Annotated in this window: 16 protein-coding genes and 1 tRNA gene; 11 read left to right on the top strand and 6 right to left on the bottom strand. The window is 66.2% G+C overall.

The features are described 5' to 3' along the window. The 3 genes from A5625_RS24310 to A5625_RS24300 form a co-directional block, all read left to right on the top strand. On the top strand, positions 1 to 1,868 hold a 1,868-nt coding region (locus A5625_RS24310), incomplete at its 5' end, for an MMPL family transporter (protein ID WP_067000219.1). A 68-nt stretch (positions 1,869 to 1,936) separates the two neighbouring features. Continuing rightward, on the top strand, positions 1,937 to 2,842 hold the full coding sequence (locus A5625_RS24305; RefSeq protein ID WP_067000216.1) for a DMT family transporter: 906 nt from the start codon (positions 1,937 to 1,939) through the stop codon (positions 2,840 to 2,842). Between the two features lie 167 nt (positions 2,843 to 3,009). Next, a complete protein-coding gene (locus A5625_RS24300; RefSeq protein WP_067000213.1) occupies positions 3,010 to 4,206 on the top strand; it encodes an Ig-like domain-containing protein in 1,197 nt (398 codons plus the stop codon). Between the two features lie 12 nt (positions 4,207 to 4,218). On the opposite strand, the gene A5625_RS24295 is transcribed toward A5625_RS24300, so the two are convergent. The 3 genes from A5625_RS24295 to orn all read right to left on the bottom strand — a co-directional run bounded on the left by A5625_RS24295 (position 4,219) and on the right by orn (position 5,539). Next, a complete protein-coding gene (locus A5625_RS24295) occupies positions 4,219 to 4,560 on the bottom strand; it encodes a hypothetical protein (protein ID WP_369830042.1) in 342 nt (113 codons plus the stop codon). A 199-nt stretch (positions 4,561 to 4,759) separates the two neighbouring features. Then, positions 4,760 to 4,835 (bottom strand) — tRNA-His (locus tag A5625_RS24290). A gap of 56 nt (positions 4,836 to 4,891) precedes the next feature. Next, the gene (gene orn, locus A5625_RS24285; RefSeq protein WP_067000210.1) at positions 4,892 to 5,539 is read right to left on the bottom strand and encodes an oligoribonuclease; all 648 of its coding nucleotides are present in this window, start codon (positions 5,537 to 5,539) and stop codon (positions 4,892 to 4,894) included. Positions 5,540 to 5,824: 285 nt separating this feature from the next. Between orn and A5625_RS24280 the strand changes: the two genes are divergently transcribed. Then, positions 5,825 to 7,396 carry a helicase HerA-like domain-containing protein gene (locus tag A5625_RS24280; RefSeq protein ID WP_067000207.1) on the top strand — a complete coding sequence of 524 codons (1,572 nt, stop codon included), beginning with the start codon at positions 5,825 to 5,827 and terminating at the stop codon, positions 7,394 to 7,396. A 3-nt stretch (positions 7,397 to 7,399) separates the two neighbouring features. On the opposite strand, the gene cmrA is transcribed toward A5625_RS24280, so the two are convergent. Beyond that, positions 7,400 to 8,206, bottom strand: coding sequence for a mycolate reductase (cmrA, locus tag A5625_RS24275; RefSeq protein ID WP_067000204.1), 807 nt, complete (start codon positions 8,204 to 8,206; stop codon positions 7,400 to 7,402). Between the two features lie 68 nt (positions 8,207 to 8,274). Between cmrA and A5625_RS24270 the strand changes: the two genes are divergently transcribed. Further along, positions 8,275 to 9,627: an MFS transporter gene (locus tag A5625_RS24270; RefSeq protein WP_067000243.1), complete on the top strand. Its 1,353-nt coding sequence runs from the start codon at positions 8,275 to 8,277 to the stop codon at positions 9,625 to 9,627. A 12-nt stretch (positions 9,628 to 9,639) separates the two neighbouring features. Here A5625_RS24270 and A5625_RS24265 read toward each other — a convergent pair whose 3' ends face one another. Both A5625_RS24265 and A5625_RS24260 read right to left on the bottom strand, forming a co-directional pair. Then, positions 9,640 to 10,422 carry an MmpS family transport accessory protein gene (locus A5625_RS24265; protein ID WP_067000201.1) on the bottom strand — a complete coding sequence of 261 codons (783 nt, stop codon included), beginning with the start codon at positions 10,420 to 10,422 and terminating at the stop codon, positions 9,640 to 9,642. A 63-nt stretch (positions 10,423 to 10,485) separates the two neighbouring features. After that, positions 10,486 to 11,142: a TetR/AcrR family transcriptional regulator gene (locus A5625_RS24260; protein WP_067000199.1), complete on the bottom strand. Its 657-nt coding sequence runs from the start codon at positions 11,140 to 11,142 to the stop codon at positions 10,486 to 10,488. Positions 11,143 to 11,325: 183 nt separating this feature from the next. On the opposite strand from A5625_RS24260, the gene A5625_RS24255 reads away from it, so the two are divergent. The 6 genes from A5625_RS24255 to pdhA all read left to right on the top strand — a co-directional run bounded on the left by A5625_RS24255 (position 11,326) and on the right by pdhA (position 18,728). Then, the gene (locus A5625_RS24255) at positions 11,326 to 12,912 is read left to right on the top strand and encodes a carboxyl transferase domain-containing protein (RefSeq protein WP_067000240.1); all 1,587 of its coding nucleotides are present in this window, start codon (positions 11,326 to 11,328) and stop codon (positions 12,910 to 12,912) included. A 5-nt stretch (positions 12,913 to 12,917) separates the two neighbouring features. Further along, positions 12,918 to 14,933 (top strand): acetyl/propionyl/methylcrotonyl-CoA carboxylase subunit alpha, encoded by a 2,016-nt coding sequence (locus A5625_RS24250; protein ID WP_067000237.1) that lies wholly within the window; start codon positions 12,918 to 12,920, stop codon positions 14,931 to 14,933. Then, positions 14,930 to 16,096, top strand: a complete 1,167-nt coding sequence (locus A5625_RS24245; RefSeq protein WP_067000196.1) for an acyl-CoA dehydrogenase family protein — start codon at positions 14,930 to 14,932, stop codon at positions 16,094 to 16,096. The genes A5625_RS24250 and A5625_RS24245 overlap by 4 nt, the downstream gene beginning before the upstream one ends. Further along, positions 16,093 to 16,596: a MaoC family dehydratase gene (locus A5625_RS24240; protein ID WP_067000193.1), complete on the top strand. Its 504-nt coding sequence runs from the start codon at positions 16,093 to 16,095 to the stop codon at positions 16,594 to 16,596. The genes A5625_RS24245 and A5625_RS24240 overlap by 4 nt, the downstream gene beginning before the upstream one ends. Continuing rightward, positions 16,593 to 17,414, top strand: coding sequence for a CoA ester lyase (locus tag A5625_RS24235; RefSeq protein ID WP_067000189.1), 822 nt, complete (start codon positions 16,593 to 16,595; stop codon positions 17,412 to 17,414). Before A5625_RS24240 ends, A5625_RS24235 begins: the two co-directional genes overlap by 4 nt. 231 nt (positions 17,415 to 17,645) lie before the next feature. Then, on the top strand, positions 17,646 to 18,728 hold the full coding sequence (gene pdhA, locus A5625_RS24230; RefSeq protein WP_197516215.1) for a pyruvate dehydrogenase (acetyl-transferring) E1 component subunit alpha: 1,083 nt from the start codon (positions 17,646 to 17,648) through the stop codon (positions 18,726 to 18,728). Positions 18,729 to 18,731 lie beyond the last annotated feature (3 nt).

Below are 18,731 nucleotides of genomic sequence, written 5' to 3'. Positions count from 1 at the left end.
ATGCGCAGATCAATCAGCAGAACCAACGAGACCTGCTGTTGATGGAGTCCATCGCGATTCCGCTCAGCTTCGCGGTACTGGTCTGGGTGCTCGGCGGAGTTGTAGCGGCGGCGCTGCCCATTGTCCTGGGCGCATTGGCCATTGTCTGCACCATGTCGGTACTGCGGCTGATCAGCGCTGTCACCGATGTATCGGCCTACGCGCTGGACCTCAGCATCGCCATGGGGCTCGCCCTGGCGATCGATTACAACCTGCTGATCATCACCCGCTACCGCGAAGAGCTGGCGCGGACGGAGGACCGGGATCGGGCGTTGTATCGCACCATGGCCACCGCCGGCCGGACGGTGCTGTTTTCGGCCACCACCGTCGGGTTGTCGATGGGGGTGATGGCGCTGTTCCCGATGTACTTCCTGAAGTCGTCGGCCTACACGATCGTGGCCACCGCGGTCATCGTCGCGATCGCGGCCGTGATGGTGACCCCGGCCGCAATTGTGCTGCTGGGGCCACGGTTGAACACGCTGGACGCCCGTCGAGTGATACATCGGGTTCTGCACGGGCAGCGGTCGTTCCGCGATCACGCGCACCAGCCGCTGCAGGAGCAGTTCTGGTACCGGTCGACCAAGTTCGTGTTGCGCCGTGCCGTACCGGTCGGTTTGAGCGTCGTCGCGCTGCTGCTGTTGCTGGGAGTGCCGTTTCTGGGGGTCAAGTGGGGCTTCCCCGACGAACGCGTGCTCCCTCGGTCGGCGTCGGCGCGCCAGGTCGCCGACATGCTGGACAACGATTTCGCCAGCGGATTGGGCAACTCGGTGTCCGTCGTGGTCCCAGATGGCCACGGTGTGACGCCCGGCGAGCTGGAGCGGTACGCCGCAGACCTGTCCCGTGTCCCCGACGTGTCCGCGGTCACCGCACCGACCGGGACGTTCGTGGCCGGAAACCGAGTGGGGCCGCCCGCCGCGGCCACCGGCATGGCCGACGGCGCCGCATTCCTCACCGTGGGCAGCACCGCGCCGCTGTATTCGCAGGCCTCCAACACCCAGCTCGATCGACTGCACCAGGTCGACGGGCCGGCCGGGCGGTTGGTGCAGATGACCGGGCTGGCCCAGATCAACAGGGACAGCGTTAATGCGATCACCGAGCGACTGCCGATGGTATTCGGGCTGATCGCGCTGATCACCTTCATGCTGCTCTTCTTGCTCACCGGCAGCGCGGTGCTGCCGCTGCAGGCGCTGGTCTGCAATGTGCTGTCATTGACGGCGGCATTCGGTGCGATGGTGTGGATATTCCAGGACGGCAACCTCGGCGCGCTGGGCACCACGCCCAACGGAACACTCAACGCAAACATCCCAGTGTTGTTGTTCTGCATCGCTTTTGGGCTGGCCATGGACTACGAGGTGTTCCTGGTGTCACGGATCCACGAGTACTGGCTGGCCTCGCAGGCCATCCGGGAAACGCCACCGACCGCGGCCGCGGCGCGTGCCGATACCGACGAGAGCACGGCGCTGGGCATTGCCGGCATCGGCCGGGTGGTCACCACCGCCGCCGTGGTGATGTCGATTTCGTTCGCTGCATTGATTCCGGCGCATGTGTCGTTCATGCGGATGCTCGGGTTGGGACTGACGCTCGGTGTCCTCGTCGACGCCACCTTGGTCCGAATGGTGCTGGTGCCGGCTTTCATTCACCTGATGGGGCGCTGGACGTGGTGGGCGCCCCAGCCGTTGGTCTGGTTGCGCGACCGGTCCGTGACCGGTGAAGACGGCGAGATTGCCGTGGGGCGGCGCCGCTGGGCCCGCGACTCGCGGAAAATGCCGCTGCCGTTGATCAGAAGGTGGCCCGCCCGGCAGCGCCCGATCGAGGCGGATACATCGTGATGCCTTCTCACACAATGACTTTCGGATAACGCCGTGCCTGCGATGCCGTACCTCGACGGAGAACCCTTATGACCACCCATGTGCACATCGCCGCAGTGCTGGCGCTGAGTTCTGCGCTGTGCGTCGCCATGGGCGACGTCCTGCAGCAGCGGGCGGCGCACTGCATCACCGACAGGTCGATGGGAAACGTCGAATTGTTCGCCAGCCTGCTCCGCAATCAGCGGTGGTGGTGGGGCACGGTGTTGTTAGTGGCGAGCATCGGATTACAGGCGGCCGCGCTGGGTCAGGGTTCGGTGCTGCTGGTGCAGGCGCTGCTGATGTGTTCGGTGCTGTTCGCGTTGCCCATCAATGCCAGGTTTTCGCACGGCACCGTGACCGGTGGCGAATGGGGGTGGGCCGCCTTGCTGACCGCTGCGGTGGTGGTGGTCGTGATCGTCGGCGATCCGCAGGCCGGTCATCCGGGCGCATCACTTCGAACGTGGGCCGCGGTGGCCGTCGTTCTCGGGCCGCTGTTGGCCGCCTGCATAGTGGCCGGCCGCATCTGGGGTGGCGCGGCGGCCGCGGCGCTGTTCGCCTTCGCGTCGGGGTCGTTGTGGGGGGTTTTCGCGGTTCTCGCCAAAGAGGTGGTTGCCCGACTCGGCGACGGCGCGGGCGCGGTCATTCGGACCCCGGAGCTCTACGCCTGCATTCTGGTCGCGCTGGGTGGTGTGGTGTGGAGCCAGGCAGCGTTTCGGGCCGGCCCGCTGACCGCGTCGATGCCGACCTTGCAGATGTCGCAGCCGGTGGTGGCGGCGGTACTCGGCGTCGTCGTCCTCGGCGAGACGCTGGATGTGGGGCGCGGCCGGATGACCCTCCTGGTGGCGGCAGCGCTGGTGATGACGGCGGCGATCGTCAAACTTGCCCGCATCGAGGCCGTCACCGCCCGCGACAGGGTCGAGGCGGAGCAGCATGACGAGGCCGGCCTACCGGCGTAGCCGGCGTGCGCAGTGCCGCTGGAATGACGAATTCATTGCAGTGGTGACACCGAACGGCCGCCCGGCGCCGTATCGGCCTTGGCTGTCGGCAAAAGCCATTAGAATTCCCCCAGCTACCTCGCTGGTCAGCGGTGACCATCTAGAGAATTGTATTGGAAGGTCACTGGATGATGCCTTTGCGAAAACGACGATCGTGGCTGGTCGCCGCGGTAATTCCGGTTGCTGTGTGTGCCGTGGCGTGTAATGGCAACCCGGCAGCGGCGCCGGCGAAGGTCATTTTCGACAAGGGCACTCCGTTCGCCGACCTGCTGGTCCCCAAGCTCACCTCCTCGGTGACGGACGGCGCCGTCGGTGTGACGGTGGATGCGCCGGTCACGGTGAGCGTCGCCGACGGCGTGCTCGCGTCGGTCACCATGGTCAACGAAAACGGCAGGTCGATCAGTGGCCAACTCAGTCCGGACGGACTGCGTTGGTCGACCACCGAGCAACTCGGGTACAACCGGCGTTACACGCTGAACGCGAAGGCGACCGGCCTGGGCGGCGCGGCCAACAAGCAGATGACATTCCAGACCAGTTCACCGGCCCACCTGACCATGCCCTACGTCAGCCCTGCCGACGGCGATGTGGTGGGCATCGGTGAGCCTGTGGCGATCCGCTTCGATGAGAACATCGCGGACCGGGCGGCAGCCCAGAAGGCCATCAACATCACCACCAACCCTCCGGTAGAGGGTGCGTTCTACTGGCTGAACAATCGCGAAGTACGTTGGCGGCCAGAGCATTTCTGGAAGTCAGGGACGACCATCGACGTGGCCGTCAACACCTACGGGGTGGACCTGGGCGACGGGATGTTCGGCGAGGACAACGTCAAGACCCACTTCACCATTGGCGACCAGGTGATCTCGACGGCCGATGACACCACGAAGACGGTGACCGTGCGGGTCAACGGTGAAGTCGTCAGGACCATGCCGACGTCGATGGGCAAGGACAGCACCCCAACGGCCAACGGCGTCTACATCATCGGCGCACGGTTCAAGCACATCATCATGGATTCCTCGACCTACGGCGTTCCGGTCAACTCGCCCAACGGATATCGCACCGAAGTCGACTGGGCCACACAGATGTCGTACAGCGGCGTCTTTGTGCACTCGGCGCCGTGGTCGGTGGGCGCCCAAGGCCACACCAATACCAGCCATGGCTGTCTCAACGTCAGCCCCAGCAACGCCGAGTGGTTCTACGACCACAGCAAGAGCGGTGACATCGTCGAGGTCGTGCACACGGTCGGGCCGACGCTGCCGGGGATCGAGGGGCTGGGCGACTGGAACATCCCTTGGGCACAGTGGAAAGCGGGCAACGCCATCACCTGACCCTGGGGTCGGTCAGTCGATCTTGTGCCAGATCCCGCAGTTTCTGGTCATGAACGCGGCATCGGTCGGCAAGATCCGGACCACTTCAGGGCCATCGCCGACGTTGTTGTCGATGATGTCGTTGGTGTCGAAGCTGCGCAGCCTCGCCCAATAGCACCCGTATTTGCCGCCCTCGGTGCGATAGGTGCCCGCCGCAATGTCCTTGTTGACGATGAAGGTGCCGTTGTTCTCGATGGAAGTCTTGGGCCCCGGCGGGGGTGGCGGGGCGACGGTCTTGGTCACCGTTTTGGTTTCCGCCGGCAGCGTCGACATGACGGTCGTCGTGGTGTGACTCGATCCGCCGCAGCCCGCCAGAAAGAGCCCGATCCCCGCGATGGCCGCCGGCAGCGCCCCTCGCCGCAGGACGTCCGCAGCACCCCGGAGGTGAGGAATCCGGGATGGTCTGGGCCGGTCGGGACGCTGTCTGTTCACTACTTTCCACTCACCGTGCATCGCCGTTGCGCAGAGTCGCTAACACCATAAAGGCCAGGGAGCGGTAACGCTCCCTGGCCTGTGGGGTGAGTGACGGGACTCGAACCCGCGACATTCAGGATCACAACCTGACGCTCTACCAACTGAACTACACCCACCACGGCCGCAAGCCGACCCTCGCACGATGACGGTCAACGAGCGGCGACTGTCGATACTAGCCGGTTGGCGGCGCGCTGGCCGAATCACTTGCTCCCGGTGCGTCTTTTCCGCCGTCAAGGGCGGCGACCACCGCCTCGATTTCGCTGGTAGGCGGGCCCGGCGGCGAGACGAACGCGGTTTGGCGGTAGAACTGCAGCTCGCGGATGGATTCATGAATATCGGCCAGCGCGCGGTGGGCCAGTCCTTTGACCGGCTGACCGAAGTAGATCCGCGGGTACCAGCGCCGGCAGAGCTCCTTGATCGAACTCACATCGATCATGCGGTAATGCAGGTACGAGTCCAGGGTGGGCATGTCGCGCATGATGAAGGCGCGGTCGGTGGCAATGGAATTTCCGGCCAGCGGCGCCGTCTTGGGTTGCTTGACGTGTTCGCGGATGTAATCCAGAACCATCGCCTCGGCGGTCGCCAGGTCGACGGTGGAGGCCCTCACCTCGTCGGTCAGCCCCGAGCGCGAGTGCATCTCGGTGACCACGTCGCCCATCGCGGAGAGCGCGGCATCATCGGCATGGATCACCACGTCGACTCCCTCGCCGAGAACGTTCAAATCGGCGTCGGTGACCAGCGCCGCGATCTCAATCAACTTGTCCGAACCCAGATCAAGCCCGGTCATCTCGCAGTCGATCCACACCAATTCGTCTCGCACAGCGCTCAGACTAGTGGCGATCGCAAGTGCGGCGGAGGCGGGCGCGGCGGGTTGCCATCATCAGACCGGTGGCGATCGCAAGTGCGGCGGAGCCGGGCGCGGCGGGTTGCCACCATCAGACCGGTGGCGATCGCAAGTGCGGCGGAGGCGGGCGCGGCGGGTCGCCACCATCAGAGCGGGCCCAACTGACGCCAACGCCGGTGCTCGCCCCCGTATCCGCTGGAGAAGTAGGGTGAGCGTTGTCGAACTGCATGCCGAATCACTGGGGAAGAGGGGCGCAGCACGATGAGCACCGATTCAGCGGCCACGGCCGCGAGGCAGATCGCTGATGGGTATGCCGTCGGTGGCCAGGCACTGGAATTGGGCACCGTCGTCATCGACGGTGCGGCCGATCCGGCCGCGCAGATCCGTATCCCGCTGGCCACCATCAACAGGCACGGCCTGGTGGCCGGGGCCACCGGAACCGGCAAGACCAAGACGCTGCAACTGATCGCCGAGCAGCTCAGTGCCGCGGGTGTACCCGTGCTGATGGCCGACGTGAAGGGCGATCTGTCCGGGCTCTCCAAACCGGGGGAGGCCAACGAAAAGACGGCCGCGCGGGCCAAAGACACCGGTGACGACTGGCAGGGCACCGGATTTTCGGTGGAGTTCTTGTCGTTGGGTACCGAGGGAATCGGTGTGCCGATACGCGCAACCGTCGACAGCTTCGGCCCAGTGCTCTTGTCAAAAGTGTTGGGGCTCAATGCCACCCAAGAATCGACGTTGGGGCTGATCTTCCATTGGGCAAAGGATCGAAACCGCAGGTTGGTCACCACCGACGATCTGCGCGGCGTCATCGGCTATCTGACCAGCGACGCGGGCAAGGAAGACCTGAAATCCCTTGGCGGGGTGTCGGCGACGACGGCGGGCGTGATCCTGCGAGCGCTGGTGAACCTCGATGCCGAAGGCGGCGACACGTTCTTCGGTGAGCCCAAGCTCGACCCGAACGATCTGCTACGCGCCAACGACCACGGCCAGGGCATCATCTCGCTGCTGGAGTTCACCGGTCAGTCGGTGCGTCCCGTCATCTTCTCGACCTTCCTGATGTGGCTGCTCGCCGACCTGTACACCAAACTGCCCGAGGTCGGCGACATCGACAAACCCAAGCTGGTCTTCTTCTTCGACGAGGCGCACCTGTTGTTCGCCGATGCGTCCAAGGCCTTCCTCGAACAGGTCGAACAGACCGTCAAGCTGATCCGGTCGAAGGGCGTCGGTGTGTTCTTCTGCACCCAGTTGCCGACGGACATCCCCAATGACGTCCTGTCCCAGCTGGGCGCGCGAATTCAGCATGCGCTGCGGGCTTTCACGCCCGACGACCAGAAGGCGCTGAGCAAGACGGTGCGCACCTATCCGAAAACCGATGTGTACGACCTGGAGTCGGCGCTAACGTCGCTGGGGATCGGTGAAGCCGTCGTCACCGTGTTGTCGGAGAAGGGCGCGCCGACGCCGGTCGCGTGGACCCGGATGCGGGTGCCGCGTTCGCTGATGGCCTCGATCGGCACCGACGCGATCGCGGCCGCGGCGAAAGACAGTCCACTGCAGGCGAAATACGGTCAGACGGTTTCCCAGCCGGCACAGCCTCAGCCCGCCCCGCAAGGCCAACCCGGGCCGCAGCCGCCGCAAGCGCAGTCCGACTACCCGCCGGTCCCGTCGAATGAGCCGGTTCCGCCGATGCCGGAACCCGCAGAGCCGGCGGCGTCGAAAGGCCCCTCCATGTGGGAGGAAGTCCTGCAGAACCCGACCGTCAAGAGCGGCATCAACACCGCGATACGCGAAGCGGTGAAAGGCTTCTTCGGTACCGGCCGACGCCGCAAGTAGCGGCTACCCGCCGCCGAGTTTCTTGTAGAAGGCGCCCACGATGGGTGCCACAATGGCGCGGGGTCCGTACCCGCTGGCCACCGACATGGCCTTCGACGTCAGACCCGGTACCACGCGCATCTTGTTGCGCGCCAACGCGTCCAGCGATACTCGCGCGGTGTGCTCGGTCGAGATCCACAGGAAATCCGGCACCAGCCGCTCGACGATCGACGCCTCGGTGTCGTCGGGCAGATCGGTGCGTACCGGGCCCGGTGCCAACAGCGTCACATTGACGCCGGATCCGCGAAGCTCGCCGCGCAACGATTCGCTGAACGTATTCGCGAACGCCTTGGTGGCCGCATAGGTGGCGTTGTAGGGAATCGGCGAATTGCCCGCAGCCGAACCGGAGATCAGGATGCCGCCGGACTTACGCTCGACCATTCCGGGCAGCACCGCCAACGTAAGGTCGTGCACCCCTAGGACATTCAGCTGCAGCTGAGCCTTTTCGCCGGCCGGGTCGAGGGTGGCGACCGGACCGAAGGTTGCGGTGCCCGCATTGGCGCACAGGATCGAGATGGGGCGGGCGGCCAGCTCGTCGCACAGCTTCGCGCGTTCCCCCGGGTCGGCCAAGTCGGCCGGACGCACGTCGACGGTGACGCCGTACTTGTCGGTCAGGCGAGCGGCCAAATCTTTGAGCAGGTCTTCGCGGCGGGCGGTGATGATCAGGTTGTGTCCGCGTGCGGCGAGTTCGGTGGCGAGCGCTTCACCGATGTTCTGCGAAGCTCCGGTGACAACGGCGCGCGCCTCGGGGCTTGGAGCGGGTATCGGCATGCGCCAATCGTAGACAGCCGGTGAAGCACGGCCCGCAGCCGATCGCGGGCGCCTATAGAGTGCCGGGCATGAGCCAGCCGGAGTCGACTTCCGCCACGCCGGTGCGTTCGCGCGTGCTGGCGTGGGCGCTCTGGGACTGCGGCTCGACCGGACTGAACGCGATCGTGGCGACGTTCGTCTTCGCCGTCTACCTGACCAGCAGCGTTGGGGTGGGCATACCCGGCGCGACCACACCGGCGAGCTGGTTGGGCCGGGCGGCGGCGGTCGCCGGGCTGACCGTCGCGGTGCTCGCGCCCGCCGTCGGGGTGTGGGTGGAGTCACCGCATCGCAGGCGGGTGGCGCTGAGCGTGCTGACCGCCGCAGCGGTGACGCTGACCTGCCTGATGTTCTTCATCCGCGATAGCCCCGGCTACCTGTGGGCCGGGCTGGTGCTGCTGGGGGCGACCGCCGCCTGCGGCGACCTGGCCAGCGTCCCGTACAACGCCATGCTGCGTCAGCTCTCGACGCCGCAGACGGCCGGCCGGATCTCCGGACTCGGCTGGGCAGCCGGTTATCTGGGAAGCGTTCTGCTGTTGCTGGTGATCTACACCGGGTTCATTTCCGGATCGGGCAGCGGGCCCAACGCGACACGCGGGCTGCTGCGAGTTCCCTTGCAGGACGGCCTCTATGTGCGTGAGGCGATGGTGGTGGCAGCGATCTGGTTTGCGGTGCTGGCGCTGCCCTTGCTGTTCGTCGCACAGCGGCTGACCGAGTCGTCAGAGGTGTATCGGCCGACCAGCATGCTGGGTGGTTATCGCAAACTGTGGACGGAAATCACCGCCGAATGGCGGCGTGACCGCAACCTGGTGTATTTCCTGTTCGCCAGTGCGCTGTTCCGGGATGGGCTGGCGGCGATATTTGCGTTCGGCGCGGTGCTCGGTGTCAACGTCTACGGCATCTCGCAGGCCAACGTGCTGATCTTCGGGGTGGCGGCCAGTGTGGTCGCCGCGGTGGGCGCGGTGCTGGGCGGGTTTGTCGACCATCGCATCGGATCCAAGCCCGTCATCGTGGCGTCACTGTTCGCGATCGTCGTGCTGGGACTGACCTTGATGGTGTTGTCCGGGCCGGTGGCCTTTTGGGTGTGCGGGCTGCTGCTGTGCATGTTCATCGGGCCGTCGCAGTCGTCGTCGCGGGCATTGCTGCTGCAGATGGCCAAGAACGGCAGGGAAGGGGTCGCGTTCGGCCTCTACACGATGACCGGACGAGCCGTGGCTTTCGTGGCGCCGTGGCTGTTCTCGGTATTCGTCGACGTCTTCGGCGCTGTGCGGGCCGGCCTGGGCGGGATCTCGCTGGTGTTGATCGCCGGGCTGGTGGCCATGCTGGTGGTCCGAGTTCCGCTGCGCGGCGGAGCGGTAACCGAACCCGCGCCCGAGCCTTCGTAGCGCGCTGACGACTTAGCCGCGGGCGTCGCATATCGTCAGGCCGCCGCCGACGCGTTTGCTGACCTGAACCCCGTCGATGGTGAGCGTGCAGGTCACGGGATGACCGATGTTGACGATCGTGACATTGGCCGAGTGCCCACCCGACTTCAACAGGCTGACCTCTTTGCTCCAGGGCAGCGCGACGTTGAATTCGGTCTGGACCAGGCCGCCGGTGTCGATATACATGATGCTGATCGCGCGGCCTTCACCCGAGACGGTGTAGACGACGGTCTGCATTGCCGCCGGGCTGGTCGTCTCGGTGGGCGGTTCGAGGCCGCTGGTCGGCGGTATCGGGGCCGGGATGAGTGACGGCGATCGATGCGGCGACGTCGTCGTCGGGGTCTCCGGACTCGGCTCCGGCATCGCAGGCAACGGCGGGACGGCGGTCTGAGTCTTGATCGCGTCGTTCGCGAGCACCAGCGCGATCACCAAGGCGACGACCAGCAGTACCGCTGCGCCGGCGCCGATCCACAACCATCGCGGCGATTTCGAGCCACCCGGCGGTGGGGGAGCCATCCCCTGCGACGGCAGCTCGCCCGACGGAGGAACATCCTGCTGCCAGTACGCCGGCAGCGGCTTTGTCGTACTCGTCTCGTTTGCCGTGGGCGCCCAGGGCGATGTCGTTCCGCCGTAGCGCGGCGCGTAGGGCGTCTGGTCGGCGTAGGCGGGATCAGCGGACGGCGAATACCTCGGCTGCTGCTGCCCCGGCTGCGACGTACTAAACCGCTCGGTGGGACGTGAATCGTTCATGTCCACCTCATGGCTTGCAGGGTACCTGGACTCGTTGTTAAATCCCTGACTCACCTTACGACGGGCAGCTCAGGGGTACTGGTTAACCGCCGCGAGGGCCGCGACCGTCATCGCCCGCAGCACCGTCCGCGACCGCGCCGCGCGGACCGTCTTGCTGCGTGAGGCGTCGGGGGACTTCATGCTGTGCGGCGTCGAATTCAGCAGACCGAACACGGCGTGCGCGGCGAGCCGGGCATCGGCCTCGGCCAGTTCGGGGTTCAGCTGCCGCAGCACTCCCACCCAGACCTCGACGTATTGGCGCTGCGATCTGCGCACCTGCTTTTCGGCGGCCTCCGGCAAGTACGCCAGGTCACGATCTTGGATGCGGATCAGGTCGGGTTCGTTCAACACGAAGTCCAGATGGAAGTCGATCAGCCCGTCCAGCGCGGTGGCCGCATCCGAGCTTGCCGTCTGCACCTGCCGGGCGCCGGCGAGCAGCCGGGTGCTGATCCCCACCAGCAATTCGACCAGTAGTGACTCTTTGTTGGGGAAGTGCCGGTAGATGGCCGGACCGCTGACACCCGCCGCTGCACCGATGTCTTCCAGCCGCACGGCCAGGAATCCCCGTTCGGCGAACAGCCGCTCAGCGGCCGACAGCAGCTGTAAGCGGCGGTCGGACTTCAACTGGCTCCGGCGATTTGGGGTGTCGACGGGACCGGCCTGACCCTCGGAGGCGGACACGGCCATAACGAAACCTCCGGCTCGGTGATCGTCCTAACCTAGCACGAGTTATTCGCAATTAACTCAGTTCGGGTATCCCTGGACGCAACGGTGCGCCCGGTGGTATTCTCACCCCTTGAGTTAATGAGCATTAACTCAAAACCCGGACCGCACGACGGCAAGGAGGCTGCTGCGGCGATGGACAAGGTGATGACCTCGCCCGCGAAGGCCGAGGCGTCGTTCGCCGACGAACACCGCCGGCTGGTCGGCGAGTTGAACGCCAAGCTGGCGTCGGCGGCGCTGGGCGGCAACGAGCGCGCGCGCGAACGCCACGTCAGCCGCGGCAAGTTGTTGCCGCGCGAACGGGTGGACCGGCTACTGGACCCGGGTAGTCCGTTTTTGGAGCTCTCACCGCTGGCCGCCAACGGCATGTACGACGACGAGTCGCCGGGAGCCGGGATCATCACCGGCGTCGGCCGGGTGTCGGAGCGCGAGTGCGTGATCGTCGCCAACGACGCGACCGTCAAGGGCGGCACCTATTACCCGATGACGGTGAAAAAGCACCTGCGCGCCCAAGAGGTGGCGCTGCAGAATCGGCTGCCGTGCATCTACCTGGTGGACTCCGGGGGCGCCTTCTTGCCGCGGCAAGACGAAGTCTTCCCCGACCGTGACCATTTCGGCCGCATCTTCTACAACCAGGCGACCATGAGCGCCAAGGAAATTCCGCAAGTGGCCGCGGTGCTGGGGTCGTGCACTGCGGGCGGCGCCTACGTGCCAGCGATGAGCGATGAGGCCGTCATCGTCCGCGAGCAGGGCACCATCTTTCTGGGTGGCCCGCCCTTGGTCAAGGCGGCGACCGGCGAGATCGTGTCGGCCGAAGACCTCGGCGGCGGCGACCTGCACTCCCGGATCTCCGGTGTCACCGACCATCTCGCCGACGACGACGAACACGCCTTGCGGATCGTCCGCGCGATCGCGGCCACCTTCGGTCCGCGTCAGCCCAGCCCGTGGGACGTCCGATCCCCGTTGCCGCCCACCTGCGCACAGGCCGAGCTTTATGACGTGGTGCCGCCCGACCCGCGGGTGCCCTATGACGTGCACGAGGTCATTCTGCGGCTGGTGGACGGCGGCGAAGTCAGCGAATTCAAGGCCAACTACGGCAAAACGCTGGTGACCGCTTTCGCCCATATTCACGGCCATCCGGTCGGCATCGTGGCCAACAACGGCGTGCTTTTCAGTGAATCCGCTTTGAAGGGTGCACATTTCATCGAGCTGTGCGACAAGCGCAAGATCCCGCTGCTGTTCTTGCAGAATATCGCCGGCTTCATGGTCGGCCGTGACTACGAGGCCGGTGGCATCGCCAAGCACGGCGCCAAAATGGTCACCGCCGTCGCCTGCGCCCGGGTGCCCAAGCTGACCGTCGTGATCGGCGGATCCTACGGCGCGGGCAACTATTCGATGTGCGGCCGGGCCTACTCGCCGCGCTTCCTGTGGATGTGGCCCAACGCGCGTATCTCGGTGATGGGCGGCGAACAGGCCGCATCGGTGCTCGCCACCGTGCGCGGCGAGCAACTCGCCGGTGCGGGCAAACCGTGGTCGCCCGAGGAGGAAGAGGCATTCAAGGCGCCGATCCGCGAACAGTACGAGACTCAGGGCAACCCCTACTACTCCACGGCTCGTCTCTGGGACGACGGCATCATCGATCCAGCTGACACCAGAACATTTGTCGGGCTTGCTCTTTCGGTGTGCGCCCAGGCGCCGCTGGAACCCGTCTCCTACGGCGTCTTCCGGATGTGAGTGCAGTGTTCGAGACCGTATTAGTGGCCAACCGCGGCGAGATCGCGGTGCGGGTGATCCGAACCTTGCGCCGGCTGGGCATCCGCTCGGTCGCCGTCTACAGCGATCCCGACGAGGGTGCGCGGCACGTGCAGGAGGCCGACGAAGCGGTGCGGCTAGGTCCCGCCGCGGCACGCGAGAGCTACCTGAACATCGACAAGGTCGTCGAGGCGGCCGTGCGCACCGGATCCCAAGCGATCCACCCCGGATACGGATTCCTGTCCGAGAACGCCGATTTCGCTTCCGCCTGCGAGCGGGCGGGGGTGGTCTTCCTGGGGCCGCCGGCACAGGCGATACAGGTGATGGGCGACAAGATCACCGCCAAGAACGCGGTCGCCTCCTTCGACGTCCCGGTGGTGCCGGGTGTGGCCAAGCCCGGGCTGAGCGACGACGAATTGGCCACCGCCGCAGACGAGGTCGGGTACCCGGTGTTGATCAAGCCGTCGGCAGGCGGTGGCGGCAAGGGCATGCGCCTGGTGGAAGACCCGGCCAGGCTGCGCGAGGCACTGGCGGGGGCGCGCCGCGAGGCCGCTTCGTCCTTCGGCGACGACACCCTTTTTATCGAACGATTCGTTCTGCGGCCCAGGCATATCGAGGTGCAAGTGCTCGCCGACACGCACGGCAACATCGTGCACCTCGGCGAGCGCGAGTGCAGCCTGCAGCGCCGCCATCAAAAGGTCATCGAGGAGGCGCCGTCGCCGTTGCTCGATGAAGCGACGCGGGCCCGTATCGGGGCGGCCGCCTGCAACACCGCGCGCAGCGTCGACTATGTCGGCGCGGGCACCGTCGAATTCATCGTCTCGGCCGACCGGCCGGATGAGTTCTTCTTCATGGAAATGAATACCCGTCTGCAGGTTGAGCATCCGGTCACCGAAGCGGTTACCGGGCTGGACCTCGTCGAGTGGCAGGTGCGGGTAGCCGCCGGCGAAAAGCTGACGATCGCGCAGGACGACATCGAACTGCGCGGGCACGCGATCGAGGCCCGGGTGTACGCCGAAGACCCGGCGCGGGGATTCCTGCCGACCGGCGGGCGGGTGCTGCAGGTTTCCGAGCCCTCCGGTGACGGAGTGCGGGTCGACTCCTCGCTACTGACGGGCACGCTGGTCGGCAGCGACTACGACCCGATGCTGAGCAAGGTGATCGCCCACGGAACCGACCGCGACGAGGCGCTGGCCAAACTCGACCGGGCGCTGAGCCGAACCGCCATCCTGGGTGTCCAGACCAACATCGAATTCCTCCGGTTCCTGCTCGCCGACGAGCGGGTGCGCGCCGGCGATCTGGACACCGCGCTGCTGGATGAGCGGGTGGCGGACTTCGCGCCGCTGCCGGCCCCGGACGACGTGCTCGCGGCGGCCGGACTCTATCGGCAATCGGCGTTGGCTTTCCGGGCCCGCCGCTTCGCGGACAGTCCCTGGGCGGCGCCGACCGGATGGCGGGTCGGTGGCACTCCGGCCCCGGTGCGCACCGACATGCGTACCCCGCTGCGCAGTGAGACGGTGTCGGTGTGGGGGCTGCCCGAGGCGGCCACCGTGCAGGTCGGCGGGGGCGAAACGCAATGCGCCGCAGTTCAAGTCGCGCGTAGCCGGATGACCGTGACGCTGGACGGTCTGCGCCGCGAGTACCGGTGGGCCGAAGCCGACCGGCACCTGTGGATCGCCGACGAGCGAGGGACCTGGCACCTGCGCGAGGCCGAGGAGAACAAAATCCACCGCGCCGCGGGAGCGCAGCGGGCCGAGATCGTCAGTCCGATGCCCGGCAGCGTGATCGCGGTTCAGGCATCCTCGGGCGACGACGTTTCCGAAGGTGACGTGGTCGTCGTCGTCGAGGCGATGAAAATGGAACATTCGCTCGCCGCACTGGTTTCCGGACAGGTGGAGGTGCTGGTCTCCGTTGGTGATCAGGTCACGGTGGATCAGGTGCTGGCCCGGCTGGTGCCCGAGGAATCTAGTGCGGCAGCCGATTCGAGTAAGGACGCGTCATGACCACATCCATCACCGCGGGGACGTTACCCAAGGAATATCAGGATCTTCGCGACACCGTCGCCGAGTTCGCACGCACCGTGGTCACCCCGGTGTCGGCCAAACACGATGAGGAGCACAGCTTCCCGTACGAGGTCGTCGCCAAGATGGGGGAGATGGGCCTGTTCGGATTGCCGTTCCCCGAGGAGTACGGCGGCATGGGCGGCGACTACTTCGCGTTGTCGCTGGCGCTCGAGGAGCTCGGCAAGGTCGACCAGTCGGTGGCGATCACGCTGGAGGCCGGTGCCAGCCTAGGGGCGATGCCCATCTACCGGTTCGGCACCGAAGAGCAGAAGCAGAAGTGGCTGCCGGACTTGACGGCTGGCCGGGCGCTCGCCGGGTTCGGCCTGACCGAGCCCGGAGCGGGCTCGGATGCCGGCGGCACCCGCACTACCGCCCGCCTCGACAACGGCGAATGGGTGATCAACGGCAGCAAGCAGTTCATCACCAACTCCGGCACCGATATCACCTCATTGGTCACCGTCACCGCCGTCACCGGAACCAACGCGGACGGCAAAAAGGAGATCTCGTCGATCATCGTGCCCAGCGGCACACCAGGATTCACCGTCGAACCGGTGTACAGCAAGGTCGGCTGGAACGCGTCGGACACTCACCCGCTGAGCTTCGACGACGCCCGTGTCCCGGCGGAGAACTTGTTGGGCGCCCGGGGCACCGGCTACTCGGGCTTCTTGTCCATCCTGGACGAGGGCCGCATCGCGATCGCCGCGCTGGCAACCGGGGCGGCGCAGGGCTGCGTCGACGAAAGCGTCAAGTACGCCAAGGAGCGGCAGGCTTTCGGCCAGCCGATCGGCGCCTACCAGGCGATCAGCTTCAAGATCGCGCGAATGGAGGCGCGTGCCCACGCGGCCCGCACGGCGTACTACGATGCGGCGGCAAAGATGTTGGCGGGCAAGCCCTTCAAGAAGGAGGCGGCGATCGCGAAGATGATCGCGTCGGAAGCGGCCATGGACAACGCCCGCGATGCAACCCAAATCCACGGCGGCTACGGCTTCATGAACGAGTATCCGGTCGCGCGTCACTACCGCGACAGCAAGATTCTCGAAATCGGTGAAGGAACCACGGAGGTGCAATTGATGCTGATCGCGCGATCGCTGGGGCTCTCGTGACCGACCAAGGCGGCAAGTCGGTTGTCCAGCGGGGCTTGTGGTTTGAGGAATACGAGATCGGCACCACGTACCTGCACCGGCCCGGCCGTACGGTCACCGAGGCCGACAACGTCTTGTTCACCACGCTGACCATGAACACCCAGTCGCTGCACCTGGACGCGGCCTGGGCCGCCGAGCAGCCCGGCTTTCGGGGCGAGCGGCTGGTGAACTCCATGTTCACCCTGTCCACCGTGGTGGGACTGTCGGTGTCGCAGCTGACGCTCGGCACCATCGTGGCCAACCTGGGTTTCTCCGAGGTGTCCTTCCCCAAGCCCGTCTTCCACGGAGACACCCTGTACGCGGAAACGGTGTGCACGGGCAAGCGCGAATCGAAGAGCCGGCCCGGCGAGGGCATCGTCACCCTTGAGCACACCGGACGCAATCAACACGGTGAGGTCGTGGCGCGCGCCGTGCGCACGACGCTGGTGCAGAAGCGCCCGAACAACCAGGAGACCAAGTGAACCTGCAAGCCGCCGGACCCGGATGGCTGTTTTGCCCCGCTGACCGTCCCGAGCGGTTCGCCAAGGCCGCCGCGGCCGCCGACGTGGTGATCCTCGACCTGGAAGACGGCGTGGCCGAGGCGGATAAGCCCGCGGCCCGCAAGGCGCTGCAGGAGACACCGCTGGACCCGGAGCGCACCGTGGTGCGGGTCAATGCGGCCGATACCGCGGAATATCCCCGCGACCTCGAAGCCTTGGCCGGAACCGCCTACACCACGGTGATGCTGTCCAAGACGGAATCGGCCGAGCAGGTGACGGCGCTGGCGCCACGCGACGTGATCGCGCTGCTCGAGACGCCGCGCGGCGCGGTGTTCGCCACCGAAATCGCGGCGGCACCGGGCACGGTGGCGCTGATGTGGGGCGCCGAGGACCTGGTCGCCGCGCTCGGCGGCAGCTCCAGCCGCAGGGCCGATGGCACGTACCGGGATGTCGCCCATCACGTGCGGTCGACGGCCCTGCTCACGGCGTCTACCTTCGGCCGCGTTGCGCTCGACGCGGTGCATCTCGATATCCGGGATCTCGACGGCCTGCGGGACGAGGCCGAAGACGCCGTCGCGCTGGGTTTCGCCGGCACGGTTTGCATCCATCCGAGCCAGATCCCGGTGGTACGCGAGGCGTATCGCCCGAGTGAGGAGAGGCTGGACTGGGCGCGACGGGTGTTGACCGCGGCGCGCTCCGAACGCGGGGTTTTCGCGTTCGAAGGCCAGATGGTCGACTCGCCGGTGCTCAAGCACGCGCAAATGACATTGCGCAGGGCGGGCGAAGCCGTCCCCGGCTGACGTTTTGCCGGCGCATCAGAGCGCGACACGTTCCGGCGTCGTTGCGATCAACACGGTCTCTTCTCGTTTGAGCGCATAATGGAAAGTACGTCAGTGTCGCGGCGAGCGAAGCCTTTCGTGTAGCTGGCGATCGACTTCAGCTCGCGGTAGGTCTCGGCTGACCGTTTGCCGGGACCCGCTGTGGCGCAAAGGGCCACGCGGCACCCCGGCAAGGGAGGCGGTGTGGCGCAGATGTCTTCGGTGCCGATGACTGTTGATCTTGAGCCGGTGCAGCTTGTCGCCCCCGATGGCTCACCCACGTCCGAACGTCGGTACAGCCGTGAGCTTCCCGCAGAGACGCTGAGCTGGCTCTACGAGATGATGGTGGTCACCCGGGAACTGGACGGCGAATTCGTCAACCTCAAGCGGCAAGGCGAGTTGGCGCTGTTCGCGTCCTGCCGCGGCCAGGAGGCCGCTCAGGTCGGCGCGGCGGCGTGCCTGCGTAAGACGGACTGGTTGTTTCCCCAATATCGGGAACTTGGCGCGTTTTTGGTGCGCGGCATACCGCCCGGACATGTGGGCGCGGTGTGGCGCGGAACCTGGCATGGAGGTCTGGATTTCACGAAGAAGTGTTGCGCCCCGCTGTCGATTCCGATCGGTACCCAAACCCTGCATGCAGTGGGCGCGGCGATGGCCGCTCAACGCCTTGGCGAAGATTCGGTGACGATGGCCTTTCTCGGCGATGGGGCCACCAGCGTGGGAGACGTGCACGAGGCGCTGAACTTCGCGGCCGTGTTCACCACGCCCTGTGTCTTTTTCGTGCAGAACAACCAGTGGGCGATCTCGATGCCGATCTCCAAGCAGACTGCCGCACCGTCGTTGGCGCACAAGGCGATCGGCTATGGGATGCCGGGAATCCGGGTGGACGGCAACGATGTCCTGGCCTGTTATGCGGTGACTGCCCAGGCCGCCGCCCGGGCTCGGGCCGGCGGCGGCCCGATCTTGATCGAGGCGGTCACCTACCGCTTGGGCCCGCACACCACGTCCGATGACCCGAGCCGTTACCGGACGCAAGACGAAGTCGAGCACTGGGCGGCGCTGGACCCGATCGAGCGGTACCGCAGCTATCTGGAAGGCCAGGGTCTGTGGTCGCAACGATTGGCGGAACGGGTCGCCGGCCGCGCGAAGCGGATGCGTGCCGAATTGCGCGACGCGGTGTTCGACGCGCCCGATTTCGACATCGACGAGGTGTTCACCTCGGTGTATGCCGAAATCACGCCGGGCCTGCAGGCGCAGCGTCAACAGCTACGGGCCGAACTCGACCGAAGTGATTGAAAG

The sequence above is a fragment of the Mycobacterium sp. 1465703.0 genome (genome assembly GCF_001672975.1).
Lineage (GTDB): Bacteria > Actinomycetota > Actinomycetes > Mycobacteriales > Mycobacteriaceae > Mycobacterium.
The sequence above is the reverse complement of the archived record's forward strand: the minus strand, read 5'-3'. Positions and strand labels throughout refer to the sequence as shown.